This window comes from Streptomyces sp. NPDC020299 (assembly GCF_044387825.1).
Taxonomy (GTDB): Bacteria; Actinomycetota; Actinomycetes; order Streptomycetales; family Streptomycetaceae; genus Streptomyces.
The window spans coordinates 95,494-111,451 of record NZ_JBIRWL010000023.1 but is presented as its reverse complement, the minus strand read 5'-3'; the positions used below and the strand labels follow the sequence as shown (position 1 = coordinate 111,451).

General features: G+C 68.4%; 10 protein-coding genes. 6 read left to right on the top strand and 4 right to left on the bottom strand.

Features of this window, described 5'->3' with window-relative positions:
- Positions 1-86: 86 nt before the first annotated feature.
- Positions 87-1,064 (top strand): YafY family protein, encoded by a 978-nt coding sequence (locus ACH45E_RS39670; RefSeq protein WP_361448972.1) that lies wholly within the window; start codon positions 87-89, stop codon positions 1,062-1,064.
- Between the two features lie 37 nt (positions 1,065-1,101).
- Complete coding sequence (locus ACH45E_RS39665; protein WP_361448969.1) at positions 1,102-2,997, top strand: rhamnogalacturonan lyase; 1,896 nt, start codon at positions 1,102-1,104, stop codon at positions 2,995-2,997.
- Positions 2,998-3,285: 288 nt separating this feature from the next.
- On the opposite strand, the gene ACH45E_RS39660 is transcribed toward ACH45E_RS39665, so the two are convergent.
- Together ACH45E_RS39660 and ACH45E_RS39655 are read right to left on the bottom strand one after the other, a co-directional pair.
- Positions 3,286-5,946: a cellulose binding domain-containing protein gene (locus ACH45E_RS39660; protein ID WP_361448966.1), complete on the bottom strand. Its 2,661-nt coding sequence runs from the start codon at positions 5,944-5,946 to the stop codon at positions 3,286-3,288.
- Between the two features lie 101 nt (positions 5,947-6,047).
- Positions 6,048-8,963 carry a glycoside hydrolase family 48 protein gene (locus ACH45E_RS39655; protein WP_361448963.1) on the bottom strand — a complete coding sequence of 972 codons (2,916 nt, stop codon included), beginning with the start codon at positions 8,961-8,963 and terminating at the stop codon, positions 6,048-6,050.
- A gap of 254 nt (positions 8,964-9,217) precedes the next feature.
- Between ACH45E_RS39655 and ACH45E_RS39650 the strand changes: the two genes are divergently transcribed.
- Both ACH45E_RS39650 and ACH45E_RS39645 read left to right on the top strand, forming a co-directional pair.
- Entirely contained in the window at positions 9,218-10,684 is a 1,467-nt protein-coding gene (locus ACH45E_RS39650; protein ID WP_361448960.1) for a cellulase family glycosylhydrolase, read from the top strand.
- Positions 10,685-10,752: 68 nt separating this feature from the next.
- The gene (locus ACH45E_RS39645; RefSeq protein ID WP_361448957.1) at positions 10,753-12,474 is read left to right on the top strand and encodes a glycoside hydrolase family 6 protein; all 1,722 of its coding nucleotides are present in this window, start codon (positions 10,753-10,755) and stop codon (positions 12,472-12,474) included.
- 32 nt (positions 12,475-12,506) lie between these two features.
- Here the strand turns inward: ACH45E_RS39645 and ACH45E_RS39640 are convergent, their stop codons facing one another.
- Positions 12,507-13,313: a phytanoyl-CoA dioxygenase family protein gene (locus tag ACH45E_RS39640; RefSeq protein ID WP_361448954.1), complete on the bottom strand. Its 807-nt coding sequence runs from the start codon at positions 13,311-13,313 to the stop codon at positions 12,507-12,509.
- Between the two features lie 87 nt (positions 13,314-13,400).
- Here ACH45E_RS39640 and ACH45E_RS39635 point away from each other — a divergent pair, with 87 nt between their 5' ends.
- Together ACH45E_RS39635 and ACH45E_RS39630 are read left to right on the top strand one after the other, a co-directional pair.
- Positions 13,401-14,300, top strand: coding sequence for a class I SAM-dependent methyltransferase (locus ACH45E_RS39635; RefSeq protein ID WP_361448951.1), 900 nt, complete (start codon positions 13,401-13,403; stop codon positions 14,298-14,300).
- A gap of 185 nt (positions 14,301-14,485) precedes the next feature.
- Positions 14,486-15,187 carry an SDR family NAD(P)-dependent oxidoreductase gene (locus tag ACH45E_RS39630; RefSeq protein WP_361448948.1) on the top strand — a complete coding sequence of 234 codons (702 nt, stop codon included), beginning with the start codon at positions 14,486-14,488 and terminating at the stop codon, positions 15,185-15,187.
- 64 nt (positions 15,188-15,251) lie between these two features.
- Here ACH45E_RS39630 and ACH45E_RS39625 read toward each other — a convergent pair whose 3' ends face one another.
- Entirely contained in the window at positions 15,252-15,950 is a 699-nt protein-coding gene (locus ACH45E_RS39625) for a glycoside hydrolase family 75 protein (RefSeq protein WP_361448945.1), read from the bottom strand.
- Positions 15,951-15,958: the final 8 nt, after the last annotated feature.

Here is a 15,958-nt window from a genome sequence, read left to right as displayed (position 1 = left end):
ATCAAGGTCAACCAATCTCCGGCCGTGCACGCAGGTCACGCCACCACCAGCACAAACAGTAGAGCCACGCCTGACATCCTGTGTCAGTGAAGTCCAGCCGTCTCGTCTCGATCGTCCTGCTGCTGCAGACCCGCGGCCGGATGACCGCCGCCCAGCTCGCCGAGGAGCTGGAGGTGTCGGTGCGCACGGTCTACCGGGACGTCGAGGCGCTGAGCGCGGCGGGCGTGCCGCTGTACGGGGACGCGGGCCACGCCGGCGGGTACCGACTCCTCGACGGCTACCGCACCCGCCTCACCGGCCTGACCACCGGAGAGACCGAGGCCCTCTTCCTCGCCGGCGCCCCCGGCCCCGCCGCCGATCTCGGCCTCGGACCGGTCCTGGCCGCCGCACAGCTCAAGGTCCGCGCCGCCCTGCCGCCGGAACTACGCGTCCACGCCGACCGGATCAGCGGCCGCTTCCACCTCGACGCGCCCGGCTGGTACGCGGACGCCGACGAGGCGCCGTACCTGCCGACGGTGGCGGATGCTGTATGGAACAATCGCATACTGGATGTCGCATACCGTCGTTGGCGGCAGCCCACCGACGTGGAACGCCGCCTGGAGCCATACGGAGTCGTCCTCAAGGCGGGCCGCTGGTACGTCGTCGCCGGCCCAGGACCGCGCACCTACCGCGTCGACCAGATCCTCCGGCTGACCGTCCGGGACGAGGGGTTCACCCGCCCCGACGACTTCGACCTGGCCGCGTACTGGACGGCGTACCAGCGCGACTTCCACGACCGTCTGTACCGGGCCGAGGCCCTGATCCGGCTCGCTCCCGGCGCCCGGCTCGCCGGACCCGGCGCGGCGGCGGTCGCCGCGGGCGGCCGTACGGACGAGTCCGGGTGGACACTGGCCACCGTCCCCATCGAGTCCGTCGAGCACGCCCACGGGGAGTTCCTGCGGCTGGGCACGGACATCGAGGTGCTCGAGCCGGCCGAACTACGCGAGCGGATCGCCCGGACGGCGACCGAGCTGGCCGAGCGGTACGGCAGGTACGGCAACTCCCCTGCGCACGGCGGCGACTGAGAGGCGAACCCGTCCCTCTTGGCAGGAGGTTCGTCCCATGCAGCACCCGCACCCGCACCCCCGTACCCGGCACCGGCAGCGTGGCCGCCGTGCCGTCCTGGCCGCCGTGGTCGCCGCGGCGTCACTGATCGGCGCCGGACTGACCGCTCTCACCCCGGGCAGCGCGGAGGCCGCCACCGCCCGGCAGGTCGAGAAGCTGGACCGCGGCCTGGTCAGCGTCCACACCGACAGCGGAAATCTGATCAGCTGGCGCTGGCTCGGCACCGACCCGGACAACGTCTCCTTCAACGTCTACCGGGCCGGTATGAAGGTCAACTCCAGCCCGATCACAGGCTCCACCAATTATTTCCACTCCGGCGCCCCCGCCTCCGCCGACTACACGGTCCGCGCCATCGTCAACGGCGCCGAGCAGGCCGACTCCGAACACGCCCTCCAACTCCGCACCGGCTACAAGGACGTACCCATCACCCCGCCCGCCGGCGGAACCACACCGGACGGCGTCGCCTACACCTACGAGGCCAACGACGCCTCCGTCGGCGACCTCGACGGCGACGGGCAACTGGACCTGGTCCTGAAGTGGCAGCCGACCAACGCCAAGGACAACTCGCAGTCCGGATACACCGGCGACACGGTCCTCGACGGCATCAAGCTCGACGGCACCCGCCTGTGGCGCATCGACCTGGGCCGCAACATCCGCTCCGGCGCCCACTACACGCAGTTCCAGGTGTACGACTACGACGGCGACGGCAAGGCAGAGGTCGCCATGAAGACCGCCGACGGCACGGTCGACGGAACCGGCACGGTCATCGGCAGCGCGTCCGCCGACTACCGCAACTCCAGCGGATACGTCCTGTCCGGCCCGGAGTACCTCACCATGTTCAACGGGCAGACCGGCAAGGCGATGCAGACCGTCGACTACGCCCCCGCACGCGGCACGGTCTCCTCCTGGGGCGACTCCTACGGCAACCGCGTCGACCGATTCCTGGCGGGCACCGCCTACCTGGACGGCTCCCGCCCCTCACTGATCATGGCCCGCGGCTACTACACCCGGACCGTGATCGCGGCCTGGGACTGGCGGGGCGGTACCTTCACCCGTCGCTGGACCTTCGACACCAACTCCTCCACCAACAGCGGCAAGGGCTACGACGGACAGGGCGACCACCAGCTGTCGGTCGCGGACGTCGACGGCGACGGCAAGGACGAGATCGTGTACGGGTCGATGGCCGTCGACGACAACGGCAACGGTCTGTGGACGACGAAGAACGGCCACGGCGACGCCATGCACGTCGGTGACCTCGATCCGTCCCGGCCCGGCCTGGAGGAGTTCAAGGTCGACGAGGACTCCTCGAAGCCGGCGTCCTGGATGGCGGACGCGAAGACCGGGCAGATCCTGTGGTCGACGGCGGCCAACGGCGACAACGGCAGGGGCGTCTCGGGAGACGTCTGGGCGGGCAGCCCCGGCGCCGAGTCCTGGTCGTCCCACGCCGACGGGGTGCGCAACCCGCAGGGCACCGTGGTGGTGAGCCGGAAGCCCGGCAGTATCAACTTCCTGAGCTGGTGGGACGGCGACACCGTCCGCGAACTCCTCGACGACACCCACATCGACAAATACGGCACGTCGTCCGACACCCGGCTGCTGACCGGATCCGGCGTCCACTCCAACAACAGCACCAAGGCGACCCCGTCTCTGTCCGGGGACATCCTCGGCGACTGGCGCGAGGAGGTCGTCTGGCCCACCACCGATAACAAGGCGCTGCGCATCTACTCCACGCCGTACGAGACCGGCACGCGCATCACGACGCTGCTGCACGACACCCAGTACCGCACGGCACTCGCATGGCAGAACACCGCATACAATCAACCGCCCCATCCGAGCTTCTTCATCGGCGACGGAATGGCGACAGCACCGAGGCCTGCGGTGTACACCCCTTGAGCCGGTGAACGACAGCTACACCGATCTTGGGCACGGTCGTCGTCGCGACCGCGGCAGCCGCCATCCGCGCCGTGGTCGCGGCCGCGATGACCGCTGGTGTCACGGGAGGCGACAAGGCGGCCGAGCCGAGACCCAACAGCGAAGAAGTAAACGATTTCGACGCGGGCCTGAACGGCGGACCGGACAGATCGAAGTCACCCCCGGCTTCGACTCCGAGGCCGCGATCTTCACCGGCTCCGTCGAGTAGCGGGCAGGGCGCGTGCCCGCCGAGGCACGCGCCCCCGGCCGTCAGGTGACCGTGCAGCTCTGATCGCCCAGCTTGAACGACGTCGGTTTTGAATTGGCGCCCGACCAGCTGCCGGTGAAGCCGAAGCCCACCGAGGAACCGGCCGCCACCGTGCCGTTCCAGCTCACGTTCTTCGCGGTCACCGCCGCGCCCGACTGCGTGTAGTCGGCGTTCCACAGCTGCGTGACCTTCTGCCCGTCGGCGAAGGACCAGCCGAGCGACCAGCCGCTCCAAGCGGTCGAACCGGTGTTGGTCAGCTGTACATCGGCCTGGAAGCCGCCCGACCACTGATTCGTGATCTTGTACGTCACCGCACAGGCACCGGTCGGCGTCGGATCCGTGCCGCCGCCTCCGCCGCCGCCTCCGCTCGTGTCGGAGGTGTCCCCGTAGACGACCCCACGCCCGTTCGTCGACACGTACACCCGCCCGTACACCCGCGGATCGCCGGTGATCGCCGCACCCGTCCAACCCCACTGATGGGCATCGTCGTTGAGCCGGGTCCAGCTCGCCCCCTTGTCGGTCGACCGGAAGATGCCCCGCACCCCGCCGATCTTCGCGCTGGTGTACAGCGTCTGGTACGAGGCCCCCGTCGCCGCCTTGCCGAAGCCGATCGTGTCGGCCTGCTCGACGTTCGACAGCTTGGTGAAGCTCGCACCGCCGTCCGTGGAATGCCACAGCCCGTACGCACCGTCGCTCGCGCCGCCCGCCAGCCACACATCGCCCTTGATACCGGGCAACGCCTTGAACCGTACGCTGTCACCACTGGGCAGCCCGGCCACCGAGGAAGCGGCGAAGGTCGCACCACCGTCCGAACTCACGTAGAACTTCCCCGACTTGAAGGCGTAGAACGTCTTCGGATCCACCCGGTCGGACTCGACGACCGCCCCGGACGGAATTCCGCTCGACGCCGACCAGGAAGAACCGAAGCCCGTCGTGTACTGCACGCCCGTGCCCGCCGGGCTCCACACGAACCGGCTGCCGTCGGCGCTCGCCGCCACCGTGCCGCCGCCGCTGACACCCGAAGGATCCGTGCCCGCGAACCAGTTGGCACCATTGTCGGTCGAGAACGCAACGTGCGGACCGGAGTCCAGATTGCCGACGCGCACCACCGTGTTCGGGTTGGTCTCCGCGAAGTCCAGGCTGGTGGTCGTGGTGAAGGTGGGCGAGGTGTACATCATCGACGGCACCTTCGTCAGATCCGAGTGCCGGAAGCCGCCGATGTCGCCCAGGGCACTGAAGAGCTGGGCGCCACCGGACGGGGGAGAGGCGAGGTCGTTGACGGCCGTCTCCTCCAGGCCCTGCACCATAGGCTTGACGGTGAACTGCCCGCCGCTGTCCCAGTTCGTCAGGTTCTCGGTCCCGTACAGCGTTGCACCCGTTCCGTACATCATCCGTGCGGAGTTGAAGGGATCGATCTCCAGCGACTCCGTCATCCAGCCCAGCTTGGGGGTCTGTTCGGGTGGCGACGGGTTCGCGCCGAAGGTCAGCCACGGGGACGACGACACGTCGCTGGTGTAGCGGTTCGAGCGGTTGGGGTACGACGTGTAGTCCCAGGCCTTCGTCCAGGTGCCGCCGCTGTCCGTGGAGCGGAAGATCTGGGTGTCCGGCCACCAGGAACTGTATGCGGTCGCCATCACCGTGCCCGGATGCTGCCGGTCGACCGTCAGCCCGCTGAAGCCGTAGTAGGTGTCGGCCTCGGCGACCGGGCTGATGTCGGTCCAGGTGCCGGTCGCCGTCGCATACCGCCACAGCCGGCCCTTGCCGCCGTCGTATGGACCGCCCTTGTCGCTGTATGCGATATACAGGTAGCCGTTCTTTGTATCCAGTACACCCTTGTGCGCCAGATATCCGGTCGGCTGCCCCGCCAGCCGCGACCACGTCGCCCCGGCGTCCGTCGACCGGTACACCGCGTTGTCCTTGTCCGCCACGCCGACGTAGATCGTCTTCGTCGCACTCCCCGACGTACCCGTGGACTCGTCGAAGGTGACCCAGACGATCCCCTGGTTGTCACTGGCGTAGCCGGTCGTGTCGTTCGGATCCTGCTGGTAGTTGCCGGGGTTGGGGAAAGCCGTCACCTGCGACCAGGTCACCCCGGAGTCCGTCGACCGCCACAGCCCCTTGCCGCTGGGCGCGCCCAGGTACAGGACACTGTCCTTGTTGGGGTCGATCGCCAGCCGCTCGCCCATGCCCCGGCCGGGCATGTTGCCGCCCAGCTTGAACGGCAGGTCGGTCTTCTGCCAGCTTGCGCCACGGTCGGTGGAGCGCAGCACCGCGCCGTTGCCGGGATCCCAGCTGTTGGTGTACGTACCCACGGCCGCGTACACCTTGTTCGGGTCCACCGTGTCCGAGGCGAGGCTGACGACGCCCGTGTGGCCCCAGTCGTTCCAGCCGACCGAGTCCAGCAGCGGGGTCCACGTCTTCGTCGACTCCTGCCAGCGGTAGGCGCCGCCGATGTCGGTGCGGGCGTAGACAAGGTTCTTCTCGGAGCGGTTGAACACGATGCCCGGGACGAAGCCGCCGCCGTCGATCCGGGCGTTCTTCCAGGTGTAGGTGTCCGCCGCGAGCGTCACCTTCGGTGTGCCCGCGGCCAGGGCCGGCGGACTGCCCGCCAGCAGGCCGGCGGCCAGTGCCAGAACGGCCGTGAGGATACGGGTTCTTCGCACGGTGGGGGTCCTTCCTTCGGGGAGGAGGGCATGACGACCGGGCGGCCCCCCGTGCGGGTGGGGACCGCCCGGTCCGGCGTACACGGAGCGGTAGCGGGGACTTATTCGAGGAGCTCCGCGTACGAACCCATGGCCATGGCGATGTCCGCCTGGGCCCAGAAACGGTGGTACGTGAAGACGGGCGCGGCACCGCCCGCCAGGTAGCTCGAGATCTTCGACCAGGCCGGGTCGTTCTTGTAGAAGGACCTCAGCGAGATGAAGGTCGAGGACGAGCTGATCGCGTCACCGTTCGGCATCTTGCCGCTGAAGCCGCTCGGCACGTACACGCTGTCGTCGAAGCGGTTGTAGTCGGTGCGGGTCTCCGGCACGGCGATGCCCAGGCTGTCCTGGTAGTTGCTCCACATGCCGTCCAGCAGCGCCTTGGCCGTCGACTTCGCCGTCGTGTCACCGGACTTGGCGGCGTAGTACGTCAGTGTCTTGGCGTAGGCGGCCGCCACGCCGACGTCGTTGGTGTAGTCGGCGACGGTGACGTGCAGCCCGCTGTTGGAGCCGGGGGAGGAGGCGTTCCAGGTGTCGGGCTGGCCCGACCACTGGAGCGTCGACGGGATCAGATAGGTGCCGTCCGGGTTGACCGTGGTCTTGGACAGCGCCCACTTGACCCACTTGTCGAGGATCGCCTTGGCGGTGGTGTTCCCCGTCTGCTGGTAGTACTCGGCGACCCGCTCCATCGACCACGCCTGGAAGCCGAACCACTGGTTGGACGGTGGGTCGTGGTAGACGGGCTCCCAGTCGTAGTACATGCCGTAGAAGGTCGACGTTCCCGAGGGCGGGGTCGCGTACCGCCCCTGCCAGCTGTTGGTCGCGCCGCCCGCGATGGCGCCCTCGGAGGACTGCAGCCACTGGTAGAACTCCAGTTGCCGCTGCAGCGACTTGTTCCAGTCCGTCGCACCCGTCGCCGACTTCGGCTTCAGGTCGGCGTAGGAGCTGAGTGCGTACGCCGCAAGGGGGTTCTGGTAGCCGCCGTGGACATGGCTGGAGCCGATGCGCCAGGCCCAGCCCGCGCTGGTGTCCGTCGCGCCGCCCCACGCGTAGTACCAGGACAGCAGGTAGTCCGAGGCGTCCTTGCCGGTGCCTGCCGGGCAGGAGGAGGCTCCTACACAGTTGCCGATTTTCTTGAAGTACTTGTCGTACATCGCATACCGCAGGTAGTCGCCCATCTTCGCCGCCTTGGCGACGGTGGCCGACACATCGCTGCCCTTGCCCTGCGCCTTCGCCCAGACGTCCGCCCAGTACGCGGCCTGCACCGCGCGAGCGTCGGCGTCCGGGGCATCCGTGTACTTCCACTGCTTGGCGTAGGAGGAGTCGCCCGTGAACAGGTCCAGATACCCGTTGGTGCCGCCGTACTTGAAGGCGTCACAGGTCGGCTGCGGCACCGTCTCCCAGACCGACTCCTGCGGGCCGCGCTGGAAGGTGTTGATGTACGACGGTCCGGTGGCCGTCGGGCCGGCCTCGCACTTTCCGGGCTCGTTGCCGTAGCCGTAGACGTTGTCGACGTCCTGCAGCCAGTGCATACCGTAGACGTCGTCCGTACCGTATGCGGTCTTCAGTTCACCGGCGATCGGATCCGATCCGACAGACACCGACGTGTCCAGCTTCGCCGGATACTCGTTCGGCGTGTCCAGTTCGGGCGCGTACGTCGCCGGCTTCGACGCGTTGTAGAAGGAGTTGGTCGGCTGGTCGGCGTGGGTCGGGATCATGTACTTGTCCATCAGGTCCCAGGCGCCGTTGAACTTCGACCAGTCACCGGTGACCTTGCCGTACATCGCCTGCAGCCAGAGAAGGTAGCTGTAGGCCTCCGACGTGGTCTCGTGCCCCTGGTCCGGGGCCTCGACGATCAGCGTTTCGACCGAGTGGTAGGGAATGCCCTCGGGGGAGAAGTAGCCGTTCGCCGGGTTGGTGATCTTCCCGTACAGATCCAGGAAGCGGGCGTCGTACGCCTTCGACGCCGCCAGCTCCGTCACCGTCACCGTCGCCTTGGTGTGGCCGGTCGCCGAGGCGGTGAAGGTGGCCGCGCCCGTCCCTGAGGAGTCGGCGGTGACGGTCACCGTCTGCGCGGTGTTCCAGTTGGACGGAGTGAAGGTCAGGGACGATCCGCCCGTCACGCTGAGACCCGTGTTGCCGTCCGTACGGGCCACGCTCACCGTGACGTTGGCGCTCGGCTGCGTCGACAGCTTCACCGCGAACGTCCCCGACTTGCCCTGCTGGACGCCCAGTTGCGTGGGCGAGGCCACCACGGCGGGCCCGGAGGCGACGGTGATGCCGACCGGCGTGGACTCGGCGGAGGCACCCAGACTGTCGTATGCCTTCGCCACCAGAGAATGACTGCCCACGGTCAAACTCGAGGCCGAGAGCGAGTACGGCGCGCTGGTGTCCGTGCCCAGCAGCGTGGTGTCGTCGTAGAACTCCACCTTGCTGATCGTCGCGTTGTCCGCGGCCGCCGCGGTCGCCGCAAGCGGCACCGCGTCACCCTGTGTGTAGACCGCGCCCGCGGCGGGGCTGGTCAGCACGGTGATGGGCGGCTGGTGCGCGCCGGCGCAGGTGGTGCCGTTGACCGCGAAAGCGGTCGGAGCGGTGTTGGTGCCGCTGTAGGTGAACTGCGCGCCGGTGCTGACGGCGGTGCCTGCCGCGATCGTCGCGTTGTACGTCGCGTTCTTCACGGTGACCGACTGGCCGGACTGGGACCAAGTGCCGTTCCAGCCGTTGACGAGCTTCTGATTGCCCGCGTAACCGTACGTCAGCGTCCAGCCGTTGATGGCGTCCGTGCCGCGGTTGGTGAGGGTGAGGTCGGCGGTGAAGCCGGAGCCCCAGTCATTGGTCTTGTAGTCGACGCTGCACTGAAGTGCCGCCGCGTGCGCGGGTGCCGTTCCCGCGGCGAGCATCGACAGGGGAAGGGCGAGCGCCGCGACGACGGCCGTCCACAACCGTCGCGCGACTCTGCGCCTCCGTCCGGGATGCATGTGCTGGTTCCTCCTTGCGGCTCGGGAGAAGTCAAGGCTTGAACCAGTGGGAGCGCTCCCATAGTGATGACGGGGGTGTGAACGGTCAAGGTGCTTGAAGAGTCGAAAAGATTCGACGGATCCGGTTGAGGAAAAGTCAAGCGGCTCCTCTGTCCTTCGCCGGTACTTGGCGCTACCTTCCTTCGCACCAGTGGGAGCGATTCCGTTCAGTCGACGCGTCTGTCACGACGCGCCCGAGCTGCAAGGACTCGCTCATGCGACACCCCCCGCGTTCAGTACTTTTAGCCGTCGCCGGTGCGGTCACGCTCCTCGCGAGCGTGACCGTCCCGGTGGTCACGGCACAGGGAGCCACACCCGCGTGCTCGGTGGAGTACTCCGTCACCAGCCAGTGGGACACCGGCTTCCAGGGCACCGTTAAGATCACCAACAACAAGGCCACGCTGAGCAGTTGGAGCCTCACCTTCGACTTCGCGAACGGCCAGAAGGTCACGCAGGGCTGGAACGCCACATGGTCCCAGTCCGGCACCACCGTGACCGCGGCCAACGAGAGCTGGAACGGCTCACTCGGCACCGGCGCCAGCGTCAGCGCCGGGTTCCTCGGCTCCCGGTCGGGCGGCAACGCAGTACCGACGACGTTCAAACTCAACGGGACGACCTGCAACGTCGACACGGACCCGCCCCCCACCGACCCGCCCCCGACGACGGGCAAGGCACCCGCCCTGCACGTCTCCGGCAACAAGCTCGTCGACGCCGACGGAAAGGCACGCCGATTGCTCGGCGTGAACCGATCCGGTGGCGAGTTCATGTGCGTCCAGGGCCGCGGCATCTGGGACGGCCCCGTCGACGACGCGGCGATCAAGGCGATCGCCGACTGGAAGGCCAACGCGGTCCGCATCCCGCTCAACGAGGAGTGCTGGCTGGGCCTTTCCAACATCAAGCCGGAGTACGCGGGCGCAAACTACATCAACGCGGTCAAGGACCTGGTGGCACGCGTCGAGGCGCACGGCATGACCCCCATCGTCGAACTGCACTGGACCTACGGCCAGTACACCGGCAACTCGGCCGGCTGCTCCGACGTGCACGCCACCTGCCAGAAGCCGATGCCCGACATGCAGTACACCCCGTCGTTCTGGTCCTCCGTGGCCGGCACCTTCAAGGATGACCCGGCGGTGGCGTTCGACCTGTTCAACGAGCCGTACCCGGACCGGGCGACATCCACCACCACCCAGGCGTGGCAGTGCTGGAAGGACGGCGGCACCTGCCCCGGTATTTCGTACGAGGTCGCCGGTATGCAGGACCTCGTCGATTCCATACGATCCGCCGGTGCCAAGAACGTCATCCTGGCCGGCGGGCTCGCCTACTCCAACGACCTCAGCCAGTGGCTGACGTACAAGCCCACCGATCCCACCGGCAATCTCGCCGCCGCCTACCACGTCTACAACTTCAACACCTGTGCCAGTGAGAGCTGCTGGAACTCGACCCTGGCCCCGGTGGCATCCCAAGTGCCGCTGGTGGCGGGAGAGATCGGCGAGAACACCTGCTCGCACGGCTTCGTCGACCAGGTCATGAAGTGGTTCGACGACCGGAACCTGTCCTACCTGGGCTGGACCTGGAACGCCTGGGACTGCTCCTCCGGCCCGTCCCTGATCTCCAGCTACGACGGCACGCCCACCGCCTACGGCATCGGCCTGCGCGACCACCTGCGCGCCGTCAACCCGTAAGCCCGCACCGCAAGCCCACAGAAGGAACCACACCCGCAACTCCCGCAACGGAGAAGGAACCCGCACTCATGAGTCGTACCAGATCAGCGATGCTCGCCGCCCTGGCGCTGCTCGCCGGAGCCTCCGGGACGGCGTACGCGTCCGTCCCGTCCACGGATGCCGGCATCTCCGCCATCCCCTGCACCGTCGACTACAAAGTGCAGAACCAGTGGGACACCGGCTTCACCGCCGCCGTGACGGTATCCAACAACGGCGCAGCGAAGTCCGCTTGGTCCGTCAAGTGGTCCTACGCCGGCAACCAGAAGGTCACCAGCGGCTGGAACTCCAAGATCACCCAGAGCGGAACCGCTGTCACCGCGAACAACGAGACGTACAACGGCACCCTGGCGAGTGGCGGTTCGGTCAGCTTCGGCTTCAACGCCTCCTACAGCGGCACCAACGCGACCCCGGCCAGCTTCACCCTCGACGGCGTCACCTGCAACGTCGACGACGGCGGCAGCGGGGGAGGCGGAGGCGGGGGCGGCGGTGGCGGCACCGGCAGCCGTGTCGACAACCCTTACGCGGGCGCCAAGGTGTACGTGAACCCCGAATGGTCGGCCAAGGCCGCCGCCGAACCGGGCGGCAGCCGCGTTTCCAACCAGCCCACCGGCGTCTGGCTGGACCGTATCGCCGCGATCAACGGCACTGGCGGCAACATGGGCCTGCGCGCCCATCTCGACGCGGCCCTGGCCCAGAAGGGCAGCAACGAAGAGGTCGTCCAGCTCGTCATCTACGACCTGCCCGGCCGCGACTGCGCCGCCCTCGCCTCCAACGGAGAACTCGGCGCCACCGAGATCGACAAGTACAAGACGCAGTTCATCGACCCGATCGCCGCGATCCTCGCCGACTCCAAGTACGCCTCGCTCAGGATCGTCACCACCATCGAGATCGACTCGCTGCCCAACCTCGTCACCAACACCGGCAGCCGCGCCACCGCCACGCCCGCGTGCGACACCATGCTCGCCAACGGCAACTACGTGAAGGGCGTCGGCTACGCGCTGCACAAGCTCGGCGCCATCCCCAACGTCTACAACTACCTCGACGCCGGCCACCACGGCTGGATCGGCTGGGACGACAACTTCGGTCCTGCCGCGACCCTGTTCAAGCAGGCCGCCACCAGTGAGGGGGCGACTGTGGACGATGTACAGGGCTTCATCACCAACACGGCCAACTACAGCGCCCTGAAGGAGAACAACTTCACCATCAACGACTCGGTGAACGGCACCTCCGTACGCCAGTCCAAGTGGGTCGACTGGAACCGGTACGTCGACGAGCTGTCCTTCGCCCAGGCCTTCCGCAGCCAGCTGGTCTCCGTCGGCTTCAACTCCGGCATCGGCATGCTCATCGACACCTCCCGCAACGGCTGGGGCGGCACCGCCCGCCCGACCGGCCCCGGCCCGCAGACCAGTGTCGACACCTATGTCAACGGCGGCCGCTACGACCGCCGTATCCACGTCGGCAACTGGTGCAACCAGTCCGGCGCCGGCCTCGGCGAACGCCCCCAGGCCAACCCGGCCACCGGGATCGACGCCTATGTGTGGATGAAGCCCCCGGGCGAGTCCGACGGCTCCAGCAGCGCCATCGCCAACGACGAGGGCAAGGGATTCGACCGCATGTGCGACCCGACGTACACGGGCAACGCCCGCAACGGCAACAGCATGTCGGGCGCCCTGCCCAACGCACCGCTGTCCGGGCACTGGTTCTCCGCCCAGTTCCAGCAGCTGATGCAGAACGCCTACCCGCCGCTGTAATGACGCGGTGACCCCCGGGTGATCCGCCGGGTTCAGCCCTTCTGGGCCAGACCCCGGCGGATCGCGAACTCCACGGCCGAATAGTTCCCGTCCGCCCGCTCCAGCTCGTACGGCACCGCCGGGTCCAGCGACGGCTGGGCCAGGAAGCGGGGCTCCGTACCGTGGTTGGGCTGGGCGGCGTGGACGAGGAACGGATGGCAGAGATAGACGTCGCCGGGGCGGCCGGTGGCGTGGGCGAGGGGGCGGTGGGCGGAGGCCGCGACCAGACGCGGGGCGATCTCCAGTGTCGACACCCCCTCTTCGCCGTAGGGCTCCAGCAGCCGGGGCACATCGAGGTGCGAGCCGACCCGGATGCGGGTCGGCGCGTTGTCCTCGGTCACGTCGGAGAACAGGAACAGCATCAGCAGTGCCCGGTCCCGGGACCGCAGGTTGGCGTAGGGCCAGGTCTCGCCCTCCGGGACGTAGCCCCCGTCGATGTGCCAGCCCGCGTCGTCCGGCTCGTCGTCGTGCGGGAAGCGCAACGGGAAGGCCCCCAGATGGTAGCGGGGCTCCCAGCGGCCTTCACCGACGAGCAGGTCGAAGGCCTCATGCAGCGCCGGCGAGTTGGCCGCGGCCGCGAACGGGCCCTGCGCCATGGCGAGCACCCAGTGCACCGGGTTCTTCCAGGTGCCGGGATCCTCCGGGTCGTACCCCGTCTCCTTCCACAGCAGCCGTGCGCCGTCCTCGGCGACACGTGCCGGGAAGGCGCCCTCGATCTTCACGAATCCGTCTTCGAGGAAGCGTTTCACCAGTTCGTCGTCCACCGCTCGATGGTCGGTGATCCCCGGTTCCCGTCGCATCCCGTTTTTGCCGCCGTGGCAACACCGCTGGCCAGGCCGTGGTGCGTCGGCGCAGTCTGGCGGCATCCGGAAGAGAGGCTGACCACCATGGCACACCACCACGAGCACGGCCACCAGCATGGCCAGGGGCACGACAGCGGGCACACACACATCGACTGGGCCGAGATGGGCCCGCAGCTGGAGAACCAGGCGGAACTGTTCACCCCCGTCTACGAACGGGCCATGGCCTGGCTGGCGCGGGAAGTGACCGAACCCGGTCTGATCGTCGACGCGGGCAGCGGTCCCGGTGTTGTATCGTGCCTGTTCGCCGAGGGGTTCCCGGGCGCGAGGGTCATGGCCGTGGATGCCGCCGAGCCTCTTCTGGAACGAGCCCGCGCCCGGGCGGCCCGGCAGGGAGTCGCCGACCGCTTCGACATCCTGGTCGGGGAACTCCCCGGCGTCCTGGACGAGTTGGACTACCCAGCCGACCTGCTGTGGGCCGGCCGCAGTCTGCATCACCTGGGCGACCAGCGGGCCGCCCTCACCGCCTTCGCGGACCGGCTGGCCCCCGGCGGCACCCTGGCCCTGCTCGAGGGCGGCCTGCCCTCCCGCTTCTTGCCCCGGGACATCGGCATCGGCCGGCCGGGACTGCAGGCGCGCCTCGACGTGGTGCAGGAGGAGTGGTTCGCGCGTATGCGGGCCGACCTGCCCGGCTCCGTCGCCGAGACCGAGGACTGGCCGGCCCTGCTGACCGCGGCGGGCCTCAAGCACACCCGCACCCGCAGCTTCCTGCTCGACCTGCCCGCACCAGCGTCCGACCGGGCCCGCGCCTACGTCGCCGAGTCCCTTGCCCGACTCCGCGACGCGGTCACCGACGGCCTCGACGCCGAGGACCGCGCCACACTGGACCGCTTGCTCGACCCGGCCGACCCGGCGAGCGTGCACCGGCGGCCGGATGTGTTCCTGCTGGGGGCGTACACGGTGCACACGGCTGTACGGCCCGTCTAGTCGATTGCATACACCGATCGCATACAGCGATTGCATACGGCGTCCGGCGGACATCGCCGTGGAGGCGATCTGTGGTCACCCGCGCTTCCGCGATACCCAACCCCCGTACCAGCAACGGAAATTGACTTCGAGCGCTCTCCAAGTGATGAACTCACCCGCGTCCGTCCGAAACGCAGGGGGTAACGATGAAAGATTCTCCGGTCGCGCTCATCACCGGCGGCGGCAGCGGTATCGGCGCCGCCGTCGCCCGGCAGTTGCTGGGGGCCGGGCACCGGGTCGCCGTCACCGGGCGCGGCGAGAAGAGGTTGCGGGAGTTCACCGAGAGCCTGGGCAATCCGGACGGTCTGCTGACGTTCACCGGCAACGCGGGCGTGTACGAAGACATACGGTCGGCGGTCGACCGTACACTGAAAACGTATGGCCGACTGGATGCGGTCGTCGCCAACGCCGGTCACGCCACCCACGACTCCGTAGCCGACGGCGACCCCGCCGGCTGGACGGAGATGGTGCTCACCAACGTCCTCGGCCCCGCCCTCCTCATCCGCGCCTCCATCGACGCCCTGAAGGAGACCCGCGGCCGGATCGTCCTCGTCGGCAGCGTCGCCGGATTCGTGAACACGCCCGGCAACCTCTACGGCGCGACCAAGTGGGCGGTGACCGGTCTCGCCGAGAACACCCGCCGCCAGGTCACGGAGTTCGGCGTCGGCGTGACGCTGATCGCCCCGGGCCGGGTGGAGACACCCTTCTGGGACGGCAACGGCGGCCTTCCGCCGGGCCACCTGCTCACCGCCGACCAGATCGCCGACTCCGTGGTCTGGGCGATCCGGCAGCCCGCCGGCGTCGACGTGAACACCGTGGTCGTACGGCCGATCGGGCAGCCCAACTGACGTGCAGGCGGGCCCGGTTCCGAGCCCAGGTCGCGGCACCGGGCCCGCCTCCCCTCCCCCGGGGTCAGTTGTTGGCGAGGAACTGTTTCGCCAGCTGGTCCCCGAGAGACACCGCCGAGCTGTGGCTCTCTATGGGGGAGACCTTCGAATTCTTGAACAGGATGTACGTCACACCGGAGTCGGTGCCGCCGGTCTCCGGGTCCGGGTCGATACCGAGGGCCTTGGCGGTGGCGTACGAGGCCTCGCCGATGATCTTCGTGGGGCCGGTGTCACCGACGACCGCGTACTCGACCTTGTTGTTGTAGATGACAGCGACCACGCCGCCGCCCTTGATGCCGGCGCCGGAGTAGTTCCAGATGCTGCTGGAACTGGGGACGACGACATACGGCAACGACTCGGCCTTGAGCGGCTTGCCGTCGGACTGGTGGAAGGCGGTGTCGTTCTGGTACCAGGGGTCGCGGTCCTCGTTGCAGTTGGTGGTGCGCTGGCCGTCGCAGTCGATGTCCATGTCGGCCTTCCAGAACACCGCGCCGTTCTTGCCGCACACGGGGATCGTGGCCGACGTCTCATCGTCGGTCTTGTACTTGCCGTTGGAGATCTGCGAACAGGACCTCACCTTGGCGAGCAGGTCGGCCGCGCTGACCGAGCCCTCCTGGGCGGAGGTCGGGGCGGTGGGATTGCCGGAGGCGCTCGCGGGGAGCACTCCTGCGGCGAGCAGAGCGGCCCCGGAGGCCGCGGCGAGGGTCAGTGTTCGAAGGCGCACTGTGGGGG

Coding starts and splice junctions, on each gene's coding strand:
- ACH45E_RS39665 (WP_361448969.1), top strand. CDS start 1,102: ATGCAGCACCCGCACCCGCACCCCCGTACCCGGCACCGGCAGCGTGGC.
- ACH45E_RS39655 (WP_361448963.1), bottom strand. CDS start 8,963: ATGCATCCCGGACGGAGGCGCAGAGTCGCGCGACGGTTGTGGACGGCC.
- ACH45E_RS39650 (WP_361448960.1), top strand. CDS start 9,218: ATGCGACACCCCCCGCGTTCAGTACTTTTAGCCGTCGCCGGTGCGGTC.
- ACH45E_RS39645 (WP_361448957.1), top strand. CDS start 10,753: ATGAGTCGTACCAGATCAGCGATGCTCGCCGCCCTGGCGCTGCTCGCC.
- ACH45E_RS39640 (WP_361448954.1), bottom strand. CDS start 13,313: ATGCGACGGGAACCGGGGATCACCGACCATCGAGCGGTGGACGACGAA.
- ACH45E_RS39635 (WP_361448951.1), top strand. CDS start 13,401: ATGGCACACCACCACGAGCACGGCCACCAGCATGGCCAGGGGCACGAC.
- ACH45E_RS39630 (WP_361448948.1), top strand. CDS start 14,486: ATGAAAGATTCTCCGGTCGCGCTCATCACCGGCGGCGGCAGCGGTATC.